This is a genomic window from Spirosoma aerophilum, from assembly GCF_054782495.1.
The window spans coordinates 37,039-61,880 of record NZ_BAAGSJ010000019.1 but is presented as its reverse complement, the minus strand read 5'-3'; the positions used below and the strand labels follow the sequence as shown (position 1 = coordinate 61,880).

Sequence of the window (24,842 nt, the reverse complement as noted above, 5' to 3'; positions counted from 1 at the left end):
AATCAGATTAGGTTAAAGGCCAATGTTTAAACCGAACATGAACACCCGTGGCTTGGGATAGTCGTACAGCGCCACTCCCTGATCGAAGGCATTGCCGGTTGTCGATACTTCCGGGTCATAACCAACGTATTTTGTTTTCAGGAAGAAGTTTTGCACCGACGCATACGCCCGCAAACGGTTCATTTTCAACTTACTGGTAATTGCTGATGGGAAGGTGTAGGCCAGCAGCAGGTTGCGGCCCCGAACAAACGAACCATCCTGAACCCGGTGGGTATCTTCGTTGGTGTTGTACCCCGCCGATACGGGCCGTAGCTGGGCAATGGGCGTGTCCTGGTTCGTGGGCGTCCAGGCATTCAGCACGGTCTTGAAACTGTTGGCAATGCCTTGGCGGTCTTCGGCCGAGTGCTGGCTTCGGAACAACACATCGTTGCCGTACATGAACTGCAAATCGACGGTGAGGTCGAAGTTTTTGAACTTGAAGCTGTTGAGCAGCGTGCCGAACCCGTCCGGAATACCTTTTCCGATGATGACGCGGTCTTTATCGTTGATCACCCCGTCCTGGTTCACATCCTGATACTTCACGTCACCCGGCCGTTTCAAATATTTGGCCGCTTCCGATTCTTCGGCGGTACTCCAAGTTCCCTGGTGCACAAAGCCAAAATAGGACCCAACGGGCTCCTTTTCGCGCACTACGGTATAGCCCACAAAGATGTCGGAGCCGCCGGTGAGGGCGATTACTTTGTTTTTGTTGAACGAGATATTGAAGGTGGTATTCCAGGAGAACCCGCCCCGGTTTATGTTGACACTGTTCACCGCCAGTTCGATACCCCGGTTTTCCATGCTGCCAACGTTCTTCGACACCGTTTCGTAGCCACTGCTATAGGGCACGGGAGCGCTCAGCAGCATATCGGTTGTCAGTTTGCGGTAGATGTCCATTTCCAGCGAGAGCCGGTTCTGGAACAGGCCCAGCTCCAGACCCGCGTCGACCTGATAGGTTTTCTCCCAGCGCAGGTCCGGGTTGGCCAATCGTCCGATACCAACGCCAATGGCCCGCGCCCCGCCGAAGATGACGGAATAGTTGCTCATGCCCGCCAGCGCCTGATAGGCCGTAATTTCCGAGTTGCCGGTTACGCCGAAGCTGCTCCGTAATTTCAGGTTCGACACGGGCCGGACGTTTTTCATGAAGTCCTCTTCGATTGCCCGCCAGGCTAGTGCTGCCGAGGGGAAGAAGGCGTAGCGGTTAGCCGAACCAAACTTCGAGGAGCCGTCTACCCGGCCCGTAAGTGTGAGCAGGTACTTGTCTTTCAGACCATAATTGACCCGACCGAAGTAAGAGTTCAACCCATAGGCCACGGCCGATGAACTCGGAGCTAGCGGGACGGAACCTGCCCCCAGGTTGTTGAACTGGAAATAGTCGTCCTGGAAATTCTGCGTGGCGGCCCGGCTCGTAAACCGATCGACGTGCTGCCACGCCAGACCCAGCAGACCCGTAACCGAATGATGCTGGGCAAAGCGCTTGTTGTAGGTCAGGTAGTTTTCGAACTGCCAGGAGTTGTGTCGTTCGTTGGTTACACTGGCGATACCGCCCTGATTTCGGGAGATATAGTTGAGGGTTCGGCCAGCGTACTCGTCAATTTCCTGATTGATTACGTTGGTGCCGAGGGTCGTTCGGAACTCCAGATCTTTTGTCAGATTGATGTTGGCATACACGTTGCCCAGCATGGTCTGGGTCTTGACGTAATAGAACCGTTCCTTTAGAATATTGATGGGGTTGCCACCGCCTTCCATACCGGGATAGTCCTCGTTGCCGCCCCAGCGTCCGTTGGGGTATTTGACCGGAATAATGGGCAGCGCTTCCAGTACCTGCCGCATGGCAATGATACCGCCCGCACCCAGGGGGTCGACCTGGTTCTCTTTCTGGTCATTGTAACTCAGCGTACCGCCTACTTTGATCCAGTTCTTGATCTGACTGTCGAACACAAACCGACCGGCGTAGCGTTTCAGAAACGACTCTTTGACCAGACCATTTTCGTTGCGGTAGCCCAGATACACCCCGTAGCTATCCTTGGCATTGCCGCCCGAGAACGACAGCTGGTGGTTTTGGGTAAACGCCTTCTGGAAGGCTTCCTCCTGCCAGTCGGTGTCGTAGAGCGGATTACCGCTGGGATCGAACAGGAGGGGGTTGGTCCGCTTCAGCTTAGGGTCTTTGTATTTGCCGCCCGCCCAGCCAACGGGGTCGTATTTCTGCGCATTCTGGTACGCCACATCTTCCACCGCCAAAAATTCTTTTGAGTTCAGCAGCGGAATTTTGCGGGGTAGTACGCCCACGCTCAGGTCAGTGTCGTAGGTGATGCGCCCGCCCGATGAGCTGCCCCGTTTGGTCGTCACCAGAATAACGCCATTGGCACCTCTGGCCCCGTAAATAGCCGTTGCCGACGCATCTTTCAGGACTTCGATGCTGGCAATGTCGTTGGGGTTGATGTAGTCGATTGGCGTACTGCCATTGGTCAGGCCAGACGCGTTCAGGATCACCCCGTCGATCACATAGAGCGGGTTATTGGCCACGCTCACCGATGTATTTCCCCGGATACGGATGTTGGCCCGACCACCCGGGCGCCCTGAGTTAACCGATACATTGACGCCGGTGATACGACCCGCCAGCCCCTGGTTGAGCGAGGCTGCCGGCCGTTCCTGAAGGGCTTCGGCTTTCACGGTGCCCACAGCTCCGGTCAGGTCAGACTTTTTCTGAACACCGTAGCCGATCACGACCACTTCGTTTAGTGTTTTATCGTCGGGTACCAGCTGCACATCAACGGTGGTGCGGTTGCCAAGGGCAACTTCCTGATTGATATAGCCTACAAATGAAAACACCAGTACTGTACCGGTTTCGTCGGGTATCGTCATTTTGTAGCCGCCGGTAGCGTCCGTAGTGGTGCCGCGGGTGGTGCCTTTAATGACCACACTAACCCCCGGTAAACCTTCGTTCGTTTCGCTTTTTACGGTACCCGTAATGGTTCGGTCGGCGACTTCGGCCGCAGCTGCGGTCGGCTGAGGGATATTCGGGCTGCGGTCGGCCATCAGGGGCTGACGGCTGTTTAGCCCGGATAGCTCACCATCGGATAGCCGTACGCTCGTTTCGGCCACTTTTTTGGCTTTTCGGCTGCCAACGATCAGGTACGAACTGGCATTCACTTTTTTGTAGCGCAGGCCCAGCGGACCCAGTACGTTTTCCAGATTTTTTTCGAGCGTGGCCTTGTTGCGGATCGTTTCCATGGGCACCGAGAGCCCTTCGACAGACCGGAGTTCGAAAAGAATGTTGACACCATAGCGACTGTTCAGTTCGTTTAGCACGTCTTTGAGCTGTCGGACCTGCGTGCTGGCTGGATGAACCTGCCCCGGCTGCATATTACTGGCCAATATAACGGCCTGCGACCATCCGGGTTGTAACCCAAAAAGCAATAGCAAGAGTGTGATTCCTGAAAACAGGAATCGGGGTAGATGATTATTCATAAGAAGAACAGGAAGTTGATTTGTTGGAGTTAGGAGGTTGAGAGAAAATGATTACACAGATTCTGTCGATTACATAGGTTATATTTTCATTCAAGCCAACCGTTGTGTGGTTTGAGGCTCGTTTACTGGATCAATGGCTTATGAGTTGTACCCGGTTACCCTGCCGGATAACATTGATATCAAGTAGTTCGGAAATGGATTGCAGCAGTTGGTCGGCACTTTCGGCGTCAATAGAGCCGATCAGCACTCGCCGGGCCAGTTCAGGATCACGGATTTCGACCTGCAAACCGTAATTCTCTTCCAGCATGTAAGCGACCTCCAGCAAGGGCGTTTCATTAAAGACAAAGCGTTTTCCGTTCCAGACCGGCTGTTGTTCGGGTTGCCGGGTGGTATTGAGGGCGATGTGATTTTGCGGATCGAAGGTGGCCCGTTGACCGGGTTTCATCAGCAGTTGCCGGGTGGTAGCGCCTTCTTTATACTGAAGTTTGATCTGCCCCTGGTTCAGGGTCACTCGACTGCCCCGTTGGCGGGTAAAAACGGTAAAGTTAGTGCCCAGGACGATGACATTCAGGTTCTTACTGGTCTTTACAATGAACTTTTGATTCGTGGGTGTATGGGCTACATCGAAGTTGGCTTCGCCCGTCAGTGTAACCTCCCGGGTGCTTTCGCCGAACCCCCAGCGGGGTACCTGTAGTTGGGAGTTGGCATTCAGGATAACGGTACTGCCATCCGATAACCGGATCGACTGTGTCTCGCCAAAATCTGTTTCGTACGTTTGGTAAAGAAGTTGGTTGCGTCCTAAAAAGGCACCGGAATAAAGCAGGAGCAGGACAGACGCAGCAATTAGCCACGACCGCTCGAACCAGTTTGGCTTACCCAGAAAAAGCCTGGGGGGAGCAGCGACGGTTTCGTCGTTGGGGTTTTGCTCAATAAAAGTCGAGTAACGCTGGTGGGCCGATTCGGTGTTGGCGATATACTGCGGATGTTTAGTTTCCCACTCTTCCAGCCATTCGTAATAAGCTTCTTCATTGGCTTTGTCGCGCAGCCATTGAGCAATCAGTTCGCGCTGTAACGGAGAGGTCTTCCGGGCGAAATGATTGAATATAAAGTCTTTGTTGATTTCTGATTCCATCGTCGGTTGGTGTAATGTCCGGTCTAAATGTACGCTCTGAAAAACGGTACTATTGGCTGATTGCCATCAGCAGGGGAAGACATACCCAATGACGGCTACGGCGGCAAGCCAGTGATCTTTCAGGCCTTTCCGGACAATACCCAGCGCCTTGACGATGTGGACTTCAACGGTTTTGATCGACAGCCCCAACTCAGTGGCGATGTCCTGGTATTTCTTTCCCTCAAAACGGTTTAGTAAAAACACTTTGCGACACTGGGGCGGCAGCTGACTAACCAAATCTTCTACCTTGTGAAGTACTTCCTCAAACTGGATGATCTGGTCGGGTTGCTGACTGAACGCTTCTTCGTGAATCTGGGCCGTTTCTATATCGTCCAGTTTCTGAAACTCCAGGCGCAGGTAGTTGTAGGCTTCATTCCGAACGCATCGAAACAGGTAGTAACGGTACGAAGAGGTGATGTTCTCGTAGGCTTTTGTCTTCCAGAATTTACAGAATACCTCACTTACGAGATCTTCGGCCGTTTCTTTGGAATACACATAGCGGACGGCATGACTGCACAGGGCCTGATGGTAACGCCGGAAGAGGAGTTCGCACCCTTTCTGCGGACTTTCCCGAAAGGCCAGCCGGGTAAAAAATTCGGTATCGTGGGCGGTATCTTTTTCCGCTACCGGTTCGTCTTCCTGACTATAGGGAGCCATTTCTTCGATCGGAACGGGGCACCCTGGGCTTTCGGATTTGATCAGTTGACGAACTTGCATAGCCTACAGTTTCTATAACCTTCCTGTATAAAATTCAACTTTATAGTACTAAAGACAACTTTCAGAAAAAATCCCCTTAGTTCATTTTAATTATTTCTAAAATAAAGTCAATACTTTTTCAATATGATCCTTCATCATTCCTTTTACGTTGCCGAATAGGCTGTAACGGCATATACTGTTGTTCTGGAGAAACAGGGCGTCAAATCGTTAACAAGAACTTACGCCTATGCCCGCCGGTTGTTGGGTACAGGAGTGAGGAGATTCGGTCGGAATAGGGGCCATGCGGTAATTGGTGAGCCAGTTGGGCGTGCCTATATTGCCGGACGAAACAAAGTTTGATTGATGTAACGTATGCTGTTTTTCTATAGTAAGGCCCTGCACATCATTTTTGTGGTGACCTGGTTTGCCGGGTTGTTTTATTTCCCCCGCTTACTGATCTACGCGACCGAAGCCGAAGCCAGGCCTGAGCCCGACCGTAGTGTGCTACAGGATCAATTGTTACTCATGCAGCGTCGGTTGTGGTACGGCATTACGTGGCCATCGGCCATCATTACGCTGCTGCTGGGCCTGAACACGTGGTACAATTACAACTCAACGCCCGATTGGCTGGTGTATAAGCTGATGCTGGTGCTGGGCCTTTATGTTTACCACGGTCTGTGCCATATTATTTTTAAGCAGGAGCAACGCAAGGAGTTTCGCTACACATCCAACCAGTTACGGGTCTGGAACGAGGTGGCCACGCTGTTTCTATTCGGCATCGTATTTCTGGTCGTTCTGAAAGATGCTTTGAGTATGCTGTGGGGCATGTTGGGGCTATTGGCACTCATTGTCCTGCTCATGACTGGCATCCGTATTTACCGTAAGGTACGCGAACGCTAGTCTCTCTTTATTCTAATCTCCCAGCTCGATTGGAGAACAATGGCCATTCCATACCAGATTAATCTTTATTCGACTAAGGAAACCCAGCGTGCCCAATACGATGTCCGTTTCGCCGTCGTAGTTCTGCTATGGGTGCTCTTTCTGAAAGATTCCTGACCAGCAGACAGGCATCTCGCCAATTTCTTTCTGAAAAAAATAGCTAAATGTATTATTGTTTCTATATATGTATAAATATTAATTGATTATTGGACTAATTACTTAATTGTGAGCTCTTTTATATACAATTCGTAAAAGTTTAATGACCAAAAACTAAATAAAATTTTCTATTTGGAAACAAAGGCCAATTATTGTGTCATATCCGTAACATTTGATTCAGATGCATCTAATTTTCTCTGCGATTGATACTCAGGCTCAGTTTCGAAATTTTTCCTGGTGGTTTACCAACCTTGAAACCATATACGATGTGTTGAATTCGGTGGTTGCACGGGGAAGTCAATTGGTCAAGATCGAGATTGTCGAAAATGATCAACGTACTGCGTTACCCGTCGAAGCGTTTGATGGTACGTTTTCGTCAGAGGCTATTTACAAATTAGAGCAGGAGTGGCAGCAACTATTGAGCACGTCTGTTCATGTTCAACCTGTGTTGAATCAGCACATGCTCGGTTTGACCAGACAGCAGAAAAAGCATTATGAAAACCGAATTGCTGAGCTTGAACTGGCCATTAAAACGATTAAGGAACAGAATCAGCAAGTAATGGATACCGTTTTTGTCGAGCCTTGCCGGTCTGATTTAATCAAGAAGAACGAAATGGCTTTGCTGCAGTATCACCACCATCTGGCTGTCGTCCAGTTCAAACAGCAACTGATTGTTGATCAGTTAGGTCAAATGCCTCAGAGTGACGAAGACTAGTAGAGGACAGGGTGAATGAGTCATCAGGTCAAATGCATTTGTCCAGGCGCCACTCGCTCCGGAGGTGCATGACCATTTGCTCCAGCAGCACCAGGCTCAGCGGCTTTGTCAGAAACTCATTGGCCCCCAACGTAAACGCCAGCTGCCGATCGGCGGGGTCATTGGAGGTGGTCAGGATAACGATCGGTTTATGGAGGAAGGCAGGATTGCGACGTAAGAGCTGCAAGGCTTCCATGCCGTTTAACCGGGGCATGTTCATATCCAGAATGATCAAACATGGGTCAAAATGACCCAGCGTCAGGGTTTCCAGTAGGGCTACGCCATCTTCGGCAAACACCAGGTGACATTCCGGGCTGTGCTGTGCAAAAGCATACTGTAACAGGATGCGATCGTCTTCATCATCATCAGCAATAAAGACACCCTTAGCCGGAAAATCAGTCATTCGTTGGACGTTGTTATGCATGTAATGACGAATGTACAAGAATGAATTCGATACATTCATGACGGGGCTGACTAATCAGGCTTTAGAACAAAGAAAGCTGTCTTAGCTGAACCCGTTGACCTCCGTACCAATGGGCAGGTAAATGCTGAATCGGGCACCATGTCCCGGCTGGCTCATGGCGGTAATGGCTCCCCCGTGATTGGTTACTACTTTCTGGCAGATGGCTAATCCAACACCAGTGCCTGCAAATTCATTTCGTCCATGCAGACGCTGAAAAACCTGAAAAATGCGGTCGGCATATTTCTCGTCGAAGCCAATTCCGTTGTCAGACACCTCAATCAGATGATAGGCCGTCGACTGCCTGGCTGGCTTGATGAAAGGGGGTACTTCAGTAGCAAAAACGGTCGTGGCAGTTACCTTAATTTGGGGAGAGACATCCTGTCGCCGAAATTTCAATGCGTTCGAGAAAAGGTTTTGAAATAACTGGCCCAGCTGCGATGCGTCGCCCTGCATGACCGGCAAATCATCCACCTGAATGACTGCGTTCGTTTCGTCGATGGCTACGGACAAATTCTCCAGAGCTTCGCCAACGACCTGCGCGAGCGACACCCGGGCGGCTGGCGCGGGGCTGGTTGAAATGCGGGAGAACGCTAACAGGTCTTTTATCAGGAGCGACATGCGGCTGGCGGCAACCTGCATGCGCTCCAGATAAACGAATTCATCCCCTGCCGACGAAGCATACCGTGTTTTTAATAAATCACTAAATTGCTGGATCTTGCGCAGGGGCTCCTGCAAGTCGTGCGAAGCGATATAGGCAAATTGCTCCAGATTTTGGTTCGAACGCGTCAGGTGCTGGTTGGATTCGGCCAGTCCCTCGTTGGCCTCGGTCAGTTCTTCATTAGTGGCCGCCAGCTCTTCATTGGTGGCTGCCAGTTCCTCAATGGTAGCGGCCAGCTCTTCGTTCGAGATTTCCAGCTCTTCCGTACGTTCGCGAACCTGTTGCTCCAGGGCTAATCGAATTCGGCGCTGCTCCGTAACATCATGCGCTATTCCATTCAGCAAAACTGGTTTTCCCGCGCTGTTGTAAATAACCTGAGCCTGCGCCTGAATGACGCGCACCTGTCCCGTGAGTCGGTTAATGATCGGGTGCTCATTCTCGTAGCGGCCTGATGAGCCGGGTTTGATAACCTTTTCCAGAGCGTTGGCAACGGATTGCCGGTATTCGACAGGCAGCGGATTATAGGCGTCGTCCAGTCCTTTGGATGACTCGGCGAAGCCAAGCCAGTTCATAAACCGGGGCGAATAATGAAATGTATTTGTTTCTATATCCAGATGCCAGGTCGCCAGTTCGGCCAGTTCAATCGCGTCTCGAAGACTGGCTTCCGTAGCGGCTAATTTCTGATTGACCATAACCCGTTCGGTTACATCAACGGCCATGTTGAGAATGGCATATACCTGCCCTTTGGCATCGGTCAGAGGCTGGTAGGTAAAGGCAAACCAAAAGCTTTGCAGACGACCATTGACCACCAGGTCAACCTGCTGTTCGGAAACCTGATAAGCCTCGTTTGTGTCATAAACCTGCTCCAGGAGCTGGATAAACGGCTGGCCATCGAGTTCGGGTAAGGCCTCGGTTAGTTTCATCCCGATTACAGCAGGAGTTTTTCCCCATACCCGAATCATAGCCTCGTTGGCTATATCAATGATTAGCGAGCGTGTTTTGTAAAGCCCGATCGCAAAGGGCGCCTTTTCAATCAGGCTTTGAAAACGCTGCTCACTCTCGTTAATGTGCTGGCGGGCCTGCCGGTCTTCCGTTACGTCCTGAGCAACACCCGACAGCAAGCAGGACTCATCGGTGTCATGGACGGATGCCTTTCCAATAAAACGAACCCAGTAAAGAAGCTCATTTCTGGTGTCGACCGTCCGAAACGCAATATCAAGCGAGCCGTCTGATTGAGGGTCCACGGCCTGACGGATCGCGTGGCCTACCTGGTCTACATCATCGGCGTGAATGCGCCTGAGTGCCTGCTCAAAAGGAAGCTGATCGGTTTGGGCAAGGCCGAATAATTCCTGACATCGCTTGTCCCAACTGATCAGGCTGCCGGTCGAATCGATCACCCAGATACCAAGCCCGGCTGCCTTCAACGCTACATCTGAATTTAAACGTTCCTTAAGGTTCTTATCTTGATAAAATGACATTTGCTCGCCGGTCATTGACGAAAAAATAATAGATACGATAAGGTAACTGGAATGTATATACTTGGGTTTTGGCGTTGGTACATTTGATCGACTGTTAATTCGGAAGATACCCGCGTAAGAAGTGCCTTGACAACCCTTGTGAAGCCCGCTCAGCACGGGGCCGAAAGATGCCAGGTATAAACGTAGCGGTAACTAAACAAGCTGGTCATGCTTCTACCCGGTTAGTTGAATAACCGGATAAAGGCATGACCAGATAGGTGATCCGTAAATGAGGTGTGGAAACGTATTAGGGTATTCGATTACTATAGAAATAGCCAGTTAACCAATGTCCCTATAATGGTTAGTCCGACAATGGTACCCACCGTAAACAGAACGCTCTCGCTTCGTGTCAGGCCATACATCAGGTAGTTGTCGTCATCAACACCCAGGTATTTACTCGTTGATAACCAGTTGGATGAGCGTTTCATTCTCATCGAGATCCACTGCATACGCGGCTCGCTCGTGGTTTCTAACAAGTCATTCAGTATTTGGCTGTTTACTTCTGGATTGGCGGAGATGGTGGTCGTTGACATAAGGGGTCGTCGGGAGGTGGAAATGACAGGATTCATGAATATAAACAGATGTCAAATGTGGAATAGCTTCACTACGTTGTCTTAACTAACTACTGATAGGATGACAGTGTAGTAAAGTATCATATCTGCCGGTCCTTTTGTGATACAAAACTCATTAATAAACGTGTGCTGTGAAAAATACTTCGATGAACTGTACTTTTTACACGTTTTTTGGTAGAGTTGCCCAGATAAACGTTTCCGGCTGGTTTAGGTTAAGGACCAAAGCCGATAGGTAATCAGGCAGTTAAACCGTAAACTAACCCATTGTTGAGAACTAATTTAGGCGTACCTAACGATAGGTTCGCACGGGTACCTACAACGTAAATAAGCCACTTACACACGATGGTTTGTAAGTGGCTTATGAAAAACCTGGCCGGTTATTGCTGTCCGGTACGAGTCAGTCATCCCGTTTTTTGATGGTTTGTATCACTTTGCCATTCTCGATAAGCTTAGTTTTTACGACCGCTTGTTTGGGAATGGAAATCAGCAGCAAAGGCTGTGTTGCTTCGGCCAATGGTGCGTTGGCAAGGGTTGTGTCTGCCATACGTATATATCGTACCGTTAGGGTTGAATCCTGCACAAATACTTTACTGACGGATAGTTTTGGCGGGGTTTTGGTAAGTGGCAGCGCAATACCAATGGCCATTTCTTTCTCGAAATTCGGGGCGTCGCGTTTACGACTTGCCGTGTTCGTGTTTGGTTGGAAGACCTGCTCGAACGTTTCTGCCTGTTCGAATACAAAAAGTGTTGGTTTGCCTTTATTGACCGTTGCAGTGGTGCTCAATAAATACCCGTTGATGAGTCGGTATTTTAAATTGACCTGAGCAATGGCTAAAACGCTGACAAAAAGGCTGCTGAAGACAAAAAGAGGAGTGCGGTAGTGACGTTTTAAGGAAGCAAAAAGAGGCATAAGCAAACAAAAACTAAAATGTAACTCTGCTTTCTAACGACTGATTGCCCACTTCGGTGTATATATGAATAGAAAAAAGATGATTCATTGATTTACGTACGTTTCTAACGCAGGGTCTGCCGGGCAGTTAATCCCGGTAATCAGTTGTTAGGGGCAACCGGAGTAGGTGTACGTTTCCGCCACGGTATAATCCTGCGAGGCCGATGCCGGGTTCGGGTGGCTGACCGTAGTGGCTATACTCGTCACAAATCCCTGGCTGTTGGTCTGTATCACCGAGGTCTGGTTGGTGAATGTTTCCAGTTTGTTATTCGTCGTGTTAACATACGAGTAACTGGAGGAGGCCATCACGCCCGGCTGGCCGTACTCACTGGCCGGAACAGGTACCGGAAAACCTTTGAAAATGCTGAGCGCAGCCGTTGCGGGTTTCGCCGTACTCCAGGTCTGGCTGGTTGTTCTGGTCAGGGTATCGCCCAGGTAATCACTTATTTTCGTTTGCCGCTGCTGGCTGTCATACGCCCAGATCGTTTTATGATTCCCGGCAGACGTAAAGGTGGTTACCAGCCCGTTCTGGATCGTAACGGGTCGAGAGTCGGTTGTGCCGGATCGTTCGACGTAGTCGGTCAGTTGATTTTTCTGATACGTCCAGATGCGTAAGGGACCCGTTGAATTGACAGGGTTTTCCTTTCCTGTAGCCGGATCATAGGCAAAAGTGCTCTGCGAGGTTTTCCGGGTCAGATCACCCGATCCGTCGTACGAGTAGGCCTCGGTTGTGGTCGTCGTTACGCCCTGGGCACCCACGTTTTTGGTGACCACTGTCGTCAGTCGCCCATTGGCATACGCGTAGCTGGTCGTGATGGAGACCCGTTCGGTCGTGGTTTTATTATCGAAGCTCAGGCTGGTTGTCTGCTGCTCGGAACCGGACGTTGTCAGGAAGCCATTGGTATCGTAGCGGTAGGTGCTGGTTGTTGTGCTGTTCTGGGTTCCGTAGGTGCCGTTGGTAGGTTGCTGATTAAAGGCCGTGGTCGTTTTGGTCAGATTTCCCTGCGGATCGAATTCGTAGCTGGTTTGTTTGGTGGAGTTGAACCCGTTCGAGTTGGTGGTTACGGTATATTGCTGAAGGCGACACGTAGACTGAGGAGTTGTTGTGTCCTGCTCGGTGCGGTTGCAGCCGCTACTCAGCCAGGTAATAAATACGATGCCCAAAAGAGCATTTAATCGAGTAAGGGTGTTTTTCATTTGGAAAGAAAAGTTGTTGACGGATCAGGTTGTTAACCCTGCCGACCTGAACGGGTAAGCGACCTGACAGGCTGGTGAAACAGGAAATGAATGGATACAGATGCAAAAAAGCGGGTCAGCATGTCTTAATAACGCATGCTGACCCGCTTTCGACTATTATTTTATCCTACAGCCGGTTTGCCGGCAATAATTAGTTCTGTTTCGCTTCCGAACTGAGCGGATTCTGGACGTTCATGCCCGCTACGTTGAAGCAGGAATTCTGGTTGTCGCTCTTACACTCGAACAGATCAAAGGACTCAACGCCCTTGTCCAGCCGTTCGAAATAGAGGATGAAGGGTACCACTTCGTCATTCTTAATATCGCGGGTTTCCGGCGACACAGGAATGCCTTCTGTCTTGATCAGAGCGTAGGTACGTTTTCCATCAGCCGAGGCCAGCACCGCTTTTGGGTTGAAGGATATGCTGCTGGTGCCGAAATAGTTGTTGTCGCGGCCATTTTTATCCTTGCCAAAGGTCATGTACAACACCGTGTAACTGGCCGTCAGGCGGATGTCCGTAACCCGGATGTCGGGGTCCTGCGAGTGACCAAGCCCACCCTGTGGATCGGGGTAGAGCCGGGGCAGCACCGCCGTTGCGGGCTGATTCGGCAGGTAGTATTCGGCCCCGTCTGCCGGGGCATTTACCGTAGCCGGCCGGTTCGACGTACAGGCCGTGGCCAACAGAAGGAGGGCGACGAGGGCTTTCATAGAGGTAAATTACGTCCTTTCGACTAATTAACCAACAACTTACCGCATCTGTTTTTCAACGACTTCGGCGGTCATTGCTTCCCATATTTTGTCGTACACTGCCGTAGCCGAAAGGGTCTGACCCACAGACTGGCTGCTTACAAAAACAGGGTGATGTTCCCGGGCGGTGCCCACGCGTCCGTGAGAGCCTTTCACGAGGGTGGCATCCAGTGAAATCACGTTCATCAAATACCGGAAGCCCAACAGTTTCCGACCGAGTTTATACCCGGCTTTCAGTTTGATAAGCGGGTTGGTCTGGTCCATGAACATCTCGACGGGATCGTAGCCGGGTTTCTGGTGAATGGCCACCAGACGGGCGTAATCGGGTGCTTTGGCATCGTCGAGCCAGTAATAATACGTGAACCAGCTATCCGCATCGGCTACGACAACCAGATCGCCGGAGCGTTCGTGGTCGATGTGGTATTTCTTCTGCTGTTCTTTATCCAATACCAGTTCGATACCCGGTGTTTTCTCCAGCAGCGCACGCACCTTGTCAAAAACCGATGGATCATTGATATACACATGCGCAATCTGGTGGTCGGGGGTGGCGAAGGCGGGCGAGGCACCCGCATCGAACATTTCCAGACCGCGCTCTTCCCGGTAGCGGATCATGCCCGCATCGCGCAGAATGCGGTTGATATGGATGGGCTTGCTCACGTTGGTGATGCCGTACTCCGACAGAACGATGACTTCAGCATCCTGCTTTTCGTAGTATTGGATCAAGTCGCGGCATACGTCGTCGATCTCGCGCAGGTCGTTGGCAATTTTCGTAAAATCCTGACCGAACTTCTGCAGGCAGTAGTCCAGATGGGGCAGGTAAATAAGCGTCAGGGTTGGGTTATGCCATTTGTCGACCAGCATGGAGGCATCGGCAATCCACCGGCTGCTTTTGATGGTGGTTGCCGGGCCCCAAAACTGGAACAACGGAAACGTGCCCAGTTCTTTCTGAAGCCGGTCGCGAAGGTCGCCGGGCTGGGTATAGCAGTCGGGCAGCTTCATGCCGTCGGAGGGGTACTGCGGGCGGGGCGTGGCCGAGTAGTCGGCCGACGAGTACATGTTGTACCACCAGAACATCTTGGAAACTGTGAAGTTGGGGTCAATTTTTTTTGCCCGCTCCCAGATCTTCTCGCCCGCTACGAGTTTGTTGGACTGCTTCCAGAACTTCACTTCGGAGTCGGTCCGGTCGTACCACCCGTTGCCGACGATACCCGTTTCGTTCGGCCATTTACCCGTTACATAAGTCGACTGCACGGATGTGGTCAGGGCGGGCAGCATGGGGTCGATGGTGGCCTGGTGCTTACCGGCAAACCACTGTTTCAGAAAAGGCGTGTGTTCGCCAATGAGCGAATACGACAGGCCCACAACGTCGAGGACTACGGTTTTTTTCATACAGTGAATCTAAACGAAAAGGGCGCAACGTCGTTTTTGCCTTTAGGCAATTTGTTGAACCCACTTTATTTCCCGTTCAATCGAGTCGATCAAGTTAAATTTCAACGGTGCCGGCAGCACATCCCAGGTGTACGTTTCTACCTCAAGCTGGTTGGTGAACGCACGGGTGGACAGGAGGTTCAATACCTCCGTTATATCATCCTGAGTGGACTGCAAAACGCCATAATCCTTTATGAAAAGGGGTACGTGAAAATGGGCCCGCCACTCGGCATGGGTCTCGTCGAACGCGGCCAGCGCATCGGGCAAATCCCGGAACCGCAGCAACTCGCCCGACTTGGTTCGAGCCACCACCTGGTGCAGATAGGTGGGTTCGTTGAAAGTTGCAAATGCCTGCCGGACAGCCTCCCGTTCATCAGGTTGGTCGGGGAATTCGGCTTTCAAAGCCGCACTGATCTGTATTTTGCCGACACGCAGGCCAAAATCTTTGAGTTTGTCCAGCACCTCGGCGGGTCGTTCGTAGCCCACGGCAAAGTGGCAAACGTCGTAACACAGCCGAACATGTTCGCAGATGGCCGCTTCAGCCTGCTCGTCGGTCAGGTTAAATTCGGTGGTTAGCTGCTCAATGCCCATGGGGAGCAGATAGTCCGTAAACCAGCTGATAAACTCGTCAGACGTTTCAATGACGCCATCGGGTTCGGGTTCCAGGTCGAGGTGCATCAGGCGGTCGGTCTGGCGCCGTAACCGGATCAGGTCGGCAACAACTTCGAGAACGTTCTGGGTTGTCTGCGAAAGAATATAGTCGCGGGCAGCTGGCTGTTCCCACTCAAACCAGTGGCGGTAGGAGAGGGGTGATGTCGAAACGCCCCCCGGAATAGGGTTCCCCAGTTCATCGACCGGTAATAAAACCGACAGAATGCGGAACAGTCGTTTGGTGTATTCAACCCGCGCTTCGGTTGTCCAGTCGGGTGCGTGCACCTGATCTTTTACTACCGTATCGTGAAACCCACCGAATGGAAAGCCATTCATGGTAAATACATAGCAATCGTTGCTGGCCAGCCAGTGCTGAAAGGCAATCAGGTTTTCGGGAATCTCCAGTTCTTCGCTGGCCAGATTCGACAGGCGCAGGCCCAGCCCGAACGGGCCGTCGGGCGAGAGCCGTTGTTTCACATCCGGAATAACATTCTGCAAAACGGCGAAGTGATCCGTCCAGGTTTCGCCGGGGTGAATATTCGTGCAATAGCCCAGATGGCCAACGACGTTCAGTTTCATACCAGTTGAGCCTGTTGTTCCTGTTTCTTTAAGGTCGCAATGGCCTCCCGGATGTGGTCGGCATCCATTTCATGAACTTCCACGCCCTCGCCCAGATTTTTCAGGAGCATGATGGTCAATTGGCCACCGAGGTGTTCCCGAAACTCAGCAAGTCCTTTCAATAAGCCAGCGCTATTGTCGGCATCCAGCATTGGCTGGTAGAGGGTGAAGCCGAGGGTGCGCAGGGTATTTAAAATGCGGTTGGTGTCGGTTTCGGTGAGCCAGCCCAGTTGTTTCGAGTACAGGCTGTCCAGCGCAATGCCAATGGCTACGGCTTCGCCATGACGGAGTTCAAAATCGGTAAGCTGCTCCAGTTTGTGAGCGCTCCAATGACCAAAGTCGAGCGGTCGTGAGGAGCCCATCTCAAACGGATCCCCACCGGCAATGTGCTGGAGGTGCATATCGGCGCAGCGGTGAATGAGGTATTGCATGGTGTCCATGTCGCGGGCGGCCAATTGCTCGGCATGGCTCTCGATCCACTCAAAAAAGGCTTTGTCTTTAATGAGCGCTACTTTAATGGCTTCGGAAATACCGGCCCGCCAGTCGCGGTCGTCGAGGGTTGTCAGAAATTGACTGTCGTTGAATACGGCAACGGGCGGAACGAAGGTGCCGAGGAAGTTTTTCTTTCCCCGGTAGTTGACCCCATTTTTGACACCCACCCCCGAATCGTTTTGCGAAAGTACGGTGGTCGGGATGCGGATGTGGCGAATGCCCCGGTGTGAAATGCCCGCAGCATAGCCGACCAGATCAAGGACCGATCCGCCCCCAATGGCTGCGATATACGAATGACGGTCGATGCCGAACTTGTCTACCGCATCAACGATCTTCTCCACCAGATCGGGATCATTCTTGGCCAGCTCGCCCCCCGGAATAACCAGGCTGTCTGGCACGAAATCAATTAAATCTGTATGCTGAGCGAAATACGCCTTCAGGTTATCCAGCAAGTCAGGGTGCGTATCGACAACGCCTGAATCGACAATAAACAGCACTTTTTTTCTGGTTCCGGTCGAAGCTTGCCGGGAGAAAAAATCGGTTAGCAGTGAATTAGTCGTATCGAAAAGCCGCTCGGTGAAATAAACAGTGTATGTAAACCGAACGCTAAAAGTTTGATTCAAGTGATCCATGCAAGGATAAGGAGAATGGAGTAATACTCTCCTTATCCCTCAAAAATACAACCAAATCATTAATGGTTCCTTATTGTGTCATCTATACACGGGAAAAAAGGCTGCCGTGTCTGACGCGATTTAGTAAGCGTTTCATTACCAGTAAAGTACCCGGTACTTCACCGCTCCATAGAGTCGCCAGTAAACAGACAAAAATGGCGTAGCGATGGCTGTTAGTATAACCTGCTTGAGAATCATCCAGGTAAGGGGAGCACTAGGCAAGCGGTGCATAATCAGGTCTACCAGCAAAACCGCCCAGATACTCAGGCCCATAATAGCCAGATTGGCCTGCCCATTCCACACGCTGAACAGCCCCAGTGCCAGGCTCAGTACGGAGACATAGTAGCAGAAAATTTGCCACCGGTACACCGGAATACGTTCTCTGAACAGGCTGGGGTGCCGTTTGAACAGCAGCGCATCGTAACAATTATTCCGTTCGTCCTGCAACAGCCCATACCAGGGGCACGACCGGATTGGATACACTACGACGGCTTCGGGGCATTTGCTGATCGGAATACCCGACTGAAGAAATTTGAACTGAAGATCGCTGTCTTCCCGCCAGTCGGTATCGAACGCTTCTTCAAAGCCGCCAACCCGTTCGAGCATTGTTTTCCGGCAAAAGCAGTTGGACGCCATAAACTCGGCGCGTTTAAGAAAGGTAGCTGTTCGGTCGAGGGGGGTTGGCTGATCGGGCAAAAGCACGCGTAGCTGGCCGCTCAATACCTGGGCGCCCCGCTGAAAGCAGGTAAGAGCCGCTGAAAGCCAGGCGGGCTCCGGTAAACAGTCGTCGTCCGTAAAGGCGATGAACCGCCCACGAGCCGCTTTCCACCCCAGATTCCGGGCTGCAGCCGTTCCCTGGCGTGTGGGTTGAGGCAGGTAGCGCACCTCGATTGGCATGCTGTCGCGGGCGATCTGTCTGGCAAAAAGGGCAACTGCCGTTTCAGTCTCAGACGAGTTACCTTCATCAACAACAATAATTTCAAACTGGTCATGAGATAGCCGTTGACGGCCCAGAGCATCAAGACATTTGAGCAGCAAAGCTGGTTGTTGACAGGTTGGAATGACAACTGAAAACTCCGGTAGCATAACGTAAATAGAGTGTGTTCTTGGATCTTAAGAGGTCAAAAATGGTTCATCAAAAAGCCCCCTTTTCGGTTCGAAGGCACCGTCAGCAGCCAATTTCGTGTGGACCAGAATATGATCAGTTCGTTGCAAAAACCTAACCAAAAGTGACCAGCTGATTTTTTAAGATTATTTTTTTATTTCTAAGTATATAAAGTAATGACTTTGTGTACTCCGATATGTAACCCATCCTGGCGGTTGCTATTGGGTGGAGAAAAAGGGAGCTTACCTATCAATGCTCGTTTATCTTTGTAGCTTCATTAATAGATCATTTTCGTATGTCTCGTATTGCCCTCATTACCGGAGCAACCTCTGGCATTGGTCGCGCCACGGCTAAAGCGTTTGCCGACCTTGAATACCGGCTTATCCTTTGCGGCCGTCGGCAGGAACGCCTGACGGAGCTGGAAGAGCAGCTCGGCACCCAGACCGCTGTAACAACCCTGCGCTTCGATGTGCGCGACTGGACCGAAGTCAGTGACGCCATCAATAGTCTGCCTGACGAGTGGAAAGCCATTGATATTCTGGTGAACAATGCCGGTAACGCCTTTGGTATGTCGCCGATTCAGGATGGGGATGTTGCCGACTGGGATCTGATGATCGACGGCAACGTGCAGGGGCTGCTGTATGTATCGAAGGCCGTCACGCCAGGTATGGTCGAACGCCAGCGTGGTCATATTGTCAACCTGAGTTCAATAGCGGGTAAGCAAACGTATGCCAATGGGGCTGTTTACTGCGCCAGCAAAGCGGCTGTGGAAGCCATCAGCACAGGTATGCGGCTGGACCTGACCCAGCACGGTATTAAAGTCACCAATATTGCGCCGGGTGCGGTTGAAACCGAGTTTTCGGTTGTGCGTTTCAAAGGCGATACCGAACGGGCGGCTAAAGTATACGAAGGATTTGCCCCCCTTACCGCCGATGATATTGCCGATACGATCGTTTACGCTGTAACGGCCCCGGCCAACGTCACCATTGCCGATATGACCATCCTGGCATCGGCGCAGGCAGCCGCTACGACCATTCATCGGAAGTAAAACAATTGAGAGGATTTGCTGGCTACTAGTGCTCTTCCAATTTAATTCTTTAACCTTTGGATCGGCTTTGTCTGGGCCAAGCTCTGGCTTGGCCGTTGGCTAACTGAAAGCTAAGGCCAAGCCAGAGCTTGGCCCAGACAAAGCCGCCAACGTTTATTCTAACTTCTATTTTGGTAAAGCACTAGCCATTCTGTTAATCCTACGATCCCGAATCTAAAATAGGTTGAATGAATAGTGGCTTTGAGGCTGTAGTACCGACCGTCCCGGTCGGTACTACAGCCTCATGCCACCCTTTTTGATAAAATAAAAAGTTTAAACAGGTTCTCTGTCAAAAAACTTGTCTGTTTAAATCAGGTTCTCAACTACATGGCAAAGACAATCTTTATCACAGGCGCATCGTCGGGTATCGGGCGGGCAGCCGCTATTCTGTTCGCTGATAACGGCTGGAATGTGGCCGCAACCATGCGTAACCCGCAAAACGAAACAGAACTTCAGAAATACCCGTCCATTAAAGTATATGCTCTTGATGTGACGCAGCCGGAAAGCGTTCAGCAAGCCGTAGCCCAGGCACTGGCCGACTGGCAGCAGGTTGATGTGTTGCTCAACAACGCCGGATATGGTCTGGCTGGCCCGCTGGAAACGGCCTCTGAAGAGAAGATTATGGACCAGTTCAATACCAACCTGTTTGGTGTAATGAGGACCATAAAGGCGTTGTTGCCCAATTTTCGGGACGCTGGCGGTGGCACCATCATCAATGTGACCTCTATTGGCGGGTTAGTCGGTTTGCCGTTCAATTCCATCTACCATGCCACCAAGTTTGGGCTGGATGGCCTGTCGGAATCGCTGAACTATGAACTGCGGCCCTTTGGCATTCGGGTTAAAATTGTGGCGCCGGGCGGTGTCATTACCGATTTTGCCACCCGCTCGTTGAAACGAACGATGGATGGCGCAAGTGTATACGATGCCAGTCTGGAGAAAGTATTTGCGACATTCGGCAAGAATTCGGCCAATTATTCAACCGCCGAACAAATTGCCGGCGTCATCTACCAGGCCGCCACCGATGATTCGGATCAGATCCGCTATGTAGCCGGGCAGGATGCACAAGCCACCTACGGCGCCTGGAAGAGCATGAGCAACGAAGATTTCTTTGCGATGATTAACCAGCGATTTGGGCTGGGGGAGTAAATGCCGACGATCAAATGGCTGGCCCCCGATAACGGTTAACGGAGGCCAGTCATGCCAGTCTGCTTCTCAAAAATCAGCGTCTCTATTCGGTAAACTCACCAACGCTTTCAATACTTCCGGCTCCACGCGGTGTGTACCGTCAAAGGCAGTGATTTGCAGTGTTGGTGCATCGGTTTTCAGGCGGTCGAGGTAGCCGTCAATGTCCGCCAGCTCCCGGATGTATTCGTCCTGCCGACCATATACATAGTGCATTTCGGTGGCGCGGAATTTTGGGGCGTCGATCAGGTCAGTAAGCCCGTGCGGGAAGTAACCCGCCCATAGAATGAGCCGATCGGCGTGGACGTGCCCGTTGTTCAGCCAGCGGCAGGCGGTGGCAGCTCCCTGCGAAAAACCGAACAGGGTGGTGTGCAAACCGGCTTTATGAGGTTTGCGGCCGTCCATGAGCAGGTCGTATAGCGCGTTTAGGTATTGCACATAATCGCTGATTTCATGATGGCTGTCTTCGCGGCTCATCCACGACGCACCGATCCGCTGATAACTGGTATCCAGATACATTCGGGAGAGCCCTTCAGGTACGACAATCAGGGTTTCGCCGTTGTCTAAATGGCTAAACTTACGACCAAAGTACTGTGCCAGCTGCCCAAATCCGTGCAGACAGAACCAGATGTTTTTAGTTTGTTCCGTAAGCTTCCCTACAGTGTAATAACGGGCTGTACGCCGGACGAGTAAGTGGTGTTCCTGAAGCATGGTGGTTTACCGCTGAAATCGTGGTTGTTGGCGGTCGTTCTTCCGCTGTTCGTAATGCTGTTTATCGGCAATGTAACAAAGTCGTTCGATCTGGGCGTGAACAACGCCATCCGCATCCACCCAGTCCAATGTAAATCGCTGCTCCGTTTGCCCATGGGTCGCTACCGCCTGCCGGATGGTGTCGAGTTGTTCATCGCTAATGTCGAAACGAGCGTAGAGCGTCTGTCGACCGGGTTTCCGAAACCGGATGCTGCCCGTTTTATCCCAGACCACATACTGCTTTCCTAAAATCCGTAATAACATGAGCATGTAAAACGGATCGGCCGCTGCGAACATACTGCCGCCGAAGATGGTGCCAACGTAATTGTAGGTCCACAGGTTTCGGCGTAGGCGCAGATGAACCTCCCGCGAATCGCTCGACCAGAACAGAATTTTTCCGCCCGTTCCGAAATACATCGGGTACCAGTTCATAATCTGACGAAATCGCCACGTTTTGAACGACTCGGTCCGGCTGGTTTGAAGGAAGACAGGTTTCATATCGGATGAGTAAGCAGAGGAATTCCTGAATTTTACACTGGCTCGGCGGTAACCAACGGCTGTCCTTTTTTGGTGGCCTGGGCTATTTGCCCGGCATGGTAGGAGTTATGGTGCATGAGAAAGGTAAGCAGTTGCATGCGTGAGACCTCGCCAAAAGGAGATGGGACCATTTCTGCCCACTGCTCATCGCTCGTTTGCTGAATCTGTTCGGCAATCATCGCGAAGCTATCGTCGTACAATTGCAGAACGGCTGTTAGATCGAGTACCCGTCCGTCGTCCGAAACACCGCCCACGGCTTGTAAGGGGATGGTTACTTCCCGGCCAAAGAGCATAAAAGCAAACCGGTGCATGACCTCGGCGGTATGCAGGGCCATAAACCCGGCCGACGCCGTTTCGGGTGTGAGTCGATGGCGGAAATTATCGGGAGTCAGTTTACGAACGGGTCCAGAAGCGGCAGCCTGGTTGAATTGCCAGAGTTGTGCAAGGAATTGGGTGGTCATGGGCATTGCAATAGTGTAGTGGGTGAACTAAATGAAGGGCTACCGATGCGGTATTAAGGTTGTTGATTGGGTAAAAGTCTGGTCAATGCATGTTCAGAAAAAACCGTCAGTCCATCAACTGCGTCGGTACCCAGATCGCTACGCACCTGTTCGTTGAGCGCTTTCCAGATTTTATGACATCGTTTGGCCAGCAGGCGACCCTCTTCGGTCAGGAAAAGCCCGTTGCGTAGGTTATCCGTCAGCCAGCCGTTTTTTTGCAGGAGCTGGACATCCCGGCTCATCGCCGATTTCTCGATCTGTAATCGCTTCGATAACTCGGCCTGCCGTATGCCGGGCTGACCAAAAATATGCATCAGCAATCCTGCCTGAGCAAACGTGACGCCTTCCGAAGTAAAGGCGTCATTGTAACGCCCCGTCACCACCCGCGCCAGCATCCGTAGCCGACCGGCAATGCAGTAGCTATCCGGGGAATCAGCGGGTTTAGGACGTTGCTCGGGATTCATGGGGTAAATATATTTGAGAGAGTTGTATATGCAACTTTTGGGCCTATAAAAAAGCCTGTTTTCAAACAGGCCAACGATAGTTGCTTTATAGTGAAGGTCGTTTTCGGGGAGACACAACTAAAGCAACGGGATATTCATCCAGTAGAGCCATCAGTTGTTGCTGATACTGTCCTTTTAATTGCTGCTCTTGCAAATACACAAGCCGATTCGTTTCCGGCGACAGTTTTTTGAGCATACGATTCGTGTCGGCCAGCAATTCCAACACGTCGTTGATTTGTTCTTCTTTTGTCTTTGAACGTACCATACTACAATATTAATTCCAAAAAACCTTTCTCACCAATCGTGTCTTTATTCTTTTTAAATCGTTTGTTCCATATCGTTCGGTAATGTCGAGTAAATTGGTAGTCAGGGTGTTCGGCTGGATAAATTGGACAGATATAGGCATCTAAACCATTATTATGCAAGGATACTGTACTATAGAACTCAATTAGTCCATCTTCGTTAGGCTCATACAAATCATACGGAATAAACGTGACAAAATCGATGTCGTTAGGAGTTAATTTATTGGTTACAAAACTGCCGTCTATCCATTGAACTAGCTTGATATTACCCAATCCCAGATTTACCAATAGGCGTTCATTATATGACTTCCACGCCTGAAATAGTTGCTGTCGATGGGTATTATTCTGTACAAACAATGCAAAAAAGTCATCTATGTTACAACGATGGCGACCTGGTGGTAAAAAGCCATCTTCTGATAGTTTAAGCACAAAAGAAGTAAATAGTGAACGTATAGTTTAGTGCCCTATAATAACGATTCTGTGTGCTCAATGTCCAGATCATACGCCCAGTCCCGTCTGTAAGACCCGTGGCACGGTTCTAAGATCAATCCTTAAACATCATGCGACGATACCGACTGAACACGCGCGGTTTCATCAAGCGCCACATCTTTGGGTGGGTTCTGGCTCCAGTAGGTAGCCAGCAGCGAACCGGTCGTGTTCATAATGGGGCCGAAGAGGGCGGGGGCAAGGCCCACCGTAGCTACTTTGCCCATCTGAACGGCAATGCCCGATGCCAGACCGCCGTTCTGCAAGCCTACCTCAATGGCTACGGTGCGGGAACTCTGCTCGTCCATACCGAATAGGCGGGCACTCCAGTAGCCCAGCGTAAAGCCCGTCAGGTTGTGGATCAATACGCACAGGGCCAGTGTCCAGCCCACCGTCAGCAGACTATCGCGGCCGGCGGCCGTAATGATAGCCACGATCAGAACAATGCCACCCATCGAAATAAGCGGCATAACGCGGTTGAGCACAACCGCCGACTTGTGAAAAATTCGATTTAACGCCAGACCAACGATTACGGGCAGAATAACGATCTGCATAATCTCGATCATCATTTTCCAGAACGAAATCTCAATGAATTGACCCGCCAGCAGGGTCATCAGTGCGGGCATCAGAAACGGAGCCAGCAGCGTCGACAGGGTCGTTACCGTGATGGATAGCGGCACGTTGGCCTTGGCAATGAAGCACATAACGTTGGAGGCCAGCCCGCTCGGCGAACAGCCAATGAGCACGACACCAGCCGCTATTTCGGGGGGGAAACTGAACACATTGGCCAGTGTGTAACCCAGCAGGGGCATGATCAGAAAATGGCAGGTTACGCCGATGAACACCGCTTTGGGCTGCTTGATGACCCCTTCAAAATCCTTGATCGACATCGTGGTTCCCATGCCCAGCATGATGATCTGGAGGAGGGGGACAATCAGTTTTTTTAGCGGAAAATCGCCAACACTGGTGAAAGGGCCCGGAAAGATTAAAGCTGTCGTTACAGCGACAATAATCAGGGCGGTATAAATCAAATTGCTGTATGACGAGCGGTCATTGGTTTCAGCTTTCATTTTCTAAAAAGGCGTAAGACGGAGAATGACGCAAAGAACATGTGTACAGCTAAAAAGCAAGTGCCGGGCTAAAATTACCCATTTCTAACACTTA

At 51.1% G+C, this 24,842-nt stretch carries 24 protein-coding genes; 4 read left to right on the top strand and 20 right to left on the bottom strand.

Features of this window, described 5'->3' with window-relative positions:
• Nucleotides 1–12: 12 nt before the first annotated feature.
• The 3 genes from ACYVK4_RS25540 to ACYVK4_RS25530 form a co-directional block, all read right to left on the bottom strand.
• Nucleotides 13–3,510: a SusC/RagA family TonB-linked outer membrane protein gene (locus ACYVK4_RS25540; RefSeq protein WP_461130409.1), complete on the bottom strand. Its 3,498-nt coding sequence runs from the start codon at nucleotides 3,508–3,510 to the stop codon at nucleotides 13–15.
• Between the two features lie 130 nt (nucleotides 3,511–3,640).
• Nucleotides 3,641–4,642: a FecR family protein gene (locus ACYVK4_RS25535; RefSeq protein ID WP_461130408.1), complete on the bottom strand. Its 1,002-nt coding sequence runs from the start codon at nucleotides 4,640–4,642 to the stop codon at nucleotides 3,641–3,643.
• Between the two features lie 66 nt (nucleotides 4,643–4,708).
• Complete coding sequence (locus ACYVK4_RS25530) at nucleotides 4,709–5,398, bottom strand: RNA polymerase sigma-70 factor (protein WP_461130407.1); 690 nt, start codon at nucleotides 5,396–5,398, stop codon at nucleotides 4,709–4,711.
• A 351-nt stretch (nucleotides 5,399–5,749) separates the two neighbouring features.
• Here ACYVK4_RS25530 and ACYVK4_RS25525 point away from each other — a divergent pair, with 351 nt between their 5' ends.
• A complete protein-coding gene (locus tag ACYVK4_RS25525; protein WP_461130406.1) occupies nucleotides 5,750–6,277 on the top strand; it encodes a CopD family protein in 528 nt (175 codons plus the stop codon).
• A gap of 376 nt (nucleotides 6,278–6,653) precedes the next feature.
• Nucleotides 6,654–7,187, top strand: coding sequence for a hypothetical protein (locus ACYVK4_RS25520; RefSeq protein WP_461130405.1), 534 nt, complete (start codon nucleotides 6,654–6,656; stop codon nucleotides 7,185–7,187).
• Nucleotides 7,188–7,215: 28 nt separating this feature from the next.
• On the opposite strand, the gene ACYVK4_RS25515 is transcribed toward ACYVK4_RS25520, so the two are convergent.
• The 10 genes from ACYVK4_RS25515 to ACYVK4_RS25470 form a co-directional block, all read right to left on the bottom strand.
• Nucleotides 7,216–7,650, bottom strand: coding sequence for a response regulator (locus ACYVK4_RS25515; RefSeq protein ID WP_461130404.1), 435 nt, complete (start codon nucleotides 7,648–7,650; stop codon nucleotides 7,216–7,218).
• 81 nt (nucleotides 7,651–7,731) lie between these two features.
• Nucleotides 7,732–9,825, bottom strand: coding sequence for a PAS domain-containing sensor histidine kinase (locus ACYVK4_RS25510; protein ID WP_461130403.1), 2,094 nt, complete (start codon nucleotides 9,823–9,825; stop codon nucleotides 7,732–7,734).
• Nucleotides 9,826–10,127: 302 nt separating this feature from the next.
• On the bottom strand, nucleotides 10,128–10,397 hold the full coding sequence (locus tag ACYVK4_RS25505) for a hypothetical protein (protein ID WP_461130402.1): 270 nt from the start codon (nucleotides 10,395–10,397) through the stop codon (nucleotides 10,128–10,130).
• Nucleotides 10,398–10,833: 436 nt separating this feature from the next.
• A complete protein-coding gene (locus tag ACYVK4_RS25500; protein ID WP_461130401.1) occupies nucleotides 10,834–11,346 on the bottom strand; it encodes a hypothetical protein in 513 nt (170 codons plus the stop codon).
• Nucleotides 11,347–11,493: 147 nt separating this feature from the next.
• Nucleotides 11,494–12,582 (bottom strand): hypothetical protein, encoded by a 1,089-nt coding sequence (locus tag ACYVK4_RS25495; RefSeq protein WP_461130400.1) that lies wholly within the window; start codon nucleotides 12,580–12,582, stop codon nucleotides 11,494–11,496.
• A 190-nt stretch (nucleotides 12,583–12,772) separates the two neighbouring features.
• A complete protein-coding gene (locus tag ACYVK4_RS25490) occupies nucleotides 12,773–13,327 on the bottom strand; it encodes a hypothetical protein (RefSeq protein WP_461130399.1) in 555 nt (184 codons plus the stop codon).
• 39 nt (nucleotides 13,328–13,366) lie between these two features.
• Nucleotides 13,367–14,755 carry an alkaline phosphatase family protein gene (locus ACYVK4_RS25485; RefSeq protein ID WP_461130398.1) on the bottom strand — a complete coding sequence of 463 codons (1,389 nt, stop codon included), beginning with the start codon at nucleotides 14,753–14,755 and terminating at the stop codon, nucleotides 13,367–13,369.
• 42 nt (nucleotides 14,756–14,797) lie between these two features.
• Nucleotides 14,798–16,024, bottom strand: coding sequence for a metabolite traffic protein EboE (gene eboE, locus ACYVK4_RS25480; RefSeq protein WP_461130397.1), 1,227 nt, complete (start codon nucleotides 16,022–16,024; stop codon nucleotides 14,798–14,800).
• A complete protein-coding gene (locus ACYVK4_RS25475) occupies nucleotides 16,021–17,187 on the bottom strand; it encodes a 3-dehydroquinate synthase (protein ID WP_461130396.1) in 1,167 nt (388 codons plus the stop codon). Before ACYVK4_RS25475 ends, eboE begins: the two co-directional genes overlap by 4 nt.
• Nucleotides 17,188–17,322: 135 nt before the next feature.
• Nucleotides 17,323–18,312, bottom strand: coding sequence for a glycosyltransferase family 2 protein (locus ACYVK4_RS25470; protein ID WP_461130395.1), 990 nt, complete (start codon nucleotides 18,310–18,312; stop codon nucleotides 17,323–17,325).
• A gap of 314 nt (nucleotides 18,313–18,626) precedes the next feature.
• Between ACYVK4_RS25470 and ACYVK4_RS25465 the strand changes: the two genes are divergently transcribed.
• Both ACYVK4_RS25465 and ACYVK4_RS25460 read left to right on the top strand, forming a co-directional pair.
• Nucleotides 18,627–19,379: an SDR family NAD(P)-dependent oxidoreductase gene (locus ACYVK4_RS25465; protein ID WP_461130394.1), complete on the top strand. Its 753-nt coding sequence runs from the start codon at nucleotides 18,627–18,629 to the stop codon at nucleotides 19,377–19,379.
• Nucleotides 19,380–19,745: 366 nt separating this feature from the next.
• Entirely contained in the window at nucleotides 19,746–20,564 is an 819-nt protein-coding gene (locus ACYVK4_RS25460) for an SDR family oxidoreductase (RefSeq protein WP_461130393.1), read from the top strand.
• 66 nt (nucleotides 20,565–20,630) lie between these two features.
• On the opposite strand, the gene ACYVK4_RS25455 is transcribed toward ACYVK4_RS25460, so the two are convergent.
• From ACYVK4_RS25455 to ACYVK4_RS25425, 7 genes are all read right to left on the bottom strand, one after another.
• Entirely contained in the window at nucleotides 20,631–21,311 is a 681-nt protein-coding gene (locus tag ACYVK4_RS25455) for an alpha/beta hydrolase (RefSeq protein WP_461130392.1), read from the bottom strand.
• A gap of 6 nt (nucleotides 21,312–21,317) precedes the next feature.
• Nucleotides 21,318–21,848 (bottom strand): DUF4442 domain-containing protein, encoded by a 531-nt coding sequence (locus tag ACYVK4_RS25450; RefSeq protein ID WP_461130391.1) that lies wholly within the window; start codon nucleotides 21,846–21,848, stop codon nucleotides 21,318–21,320.
• Nucleotides 21,849–21,880: 32 nt separating this feature from the next.
• Nucleotides 21,881–22,348, bottom strand: coding sequence for a DinB family protein (locus ACYVK4_RS25445; RefSeq protein ID WP_461130390.1), 468 nt, complete (start codon nucleotides 22,346–22,348; stop codon nucleotides 21,881–21,883).
• A gap of 53 nt (nucleotides 22,349–22,401) precedes the next feature.
• Entirely contained in the window at nucleotides 22,402–22,851 is a 450-nt protein-coding gene (locus ACYVK4_RS25440) for a MarR family winged helix-turn-helix transcriptional regulator (RefSeq protein WP_461130389.1), read from the bottom strand.
• 85 nt (nucleotides 22,852–22,936) lie between these two features.
• Nucleotides 22,937–23,155: a hypothetical protein gene (locus tag ACYVK4_RS25435; protein ID WP_461130388.1), complete on the bottom strand. Its 219-nt coding sequence runs from the start codon at nucleotides 23,153–23,155 to the stop codon at nucleotides 22,937–22,939.
• Nucleotide 23,156: 1 nt separating this feature from the next.
• Complete coding sequence (locus tag ACYVK4_RS25430; RefSeq protein ID WP_461130387.1) at nucleotides 23,157–23,621, bottom strand: DUF6932 family protein; 465 nt, start codon at nucleotides 23,619–23,621, stop codon at nucleotides 23,157–23,159.
• Between the two features lie 122 nt (nucleotides 23,622–23,743).
• Nucleotides 23,744–24,748, bottom strand: a complete 1,005-nt coding sequence (locus tag ACYVK4_RS25425; RefSeq protein WP_461130386.1) for a bile acid:sodium symporter family protein — start codon at nucleotides 24,746–24,748, stop codon at nucleotides 23,744–23,746.
• Nucleotides 24,749–24,842: the final 94 nt, after the last annotated feature.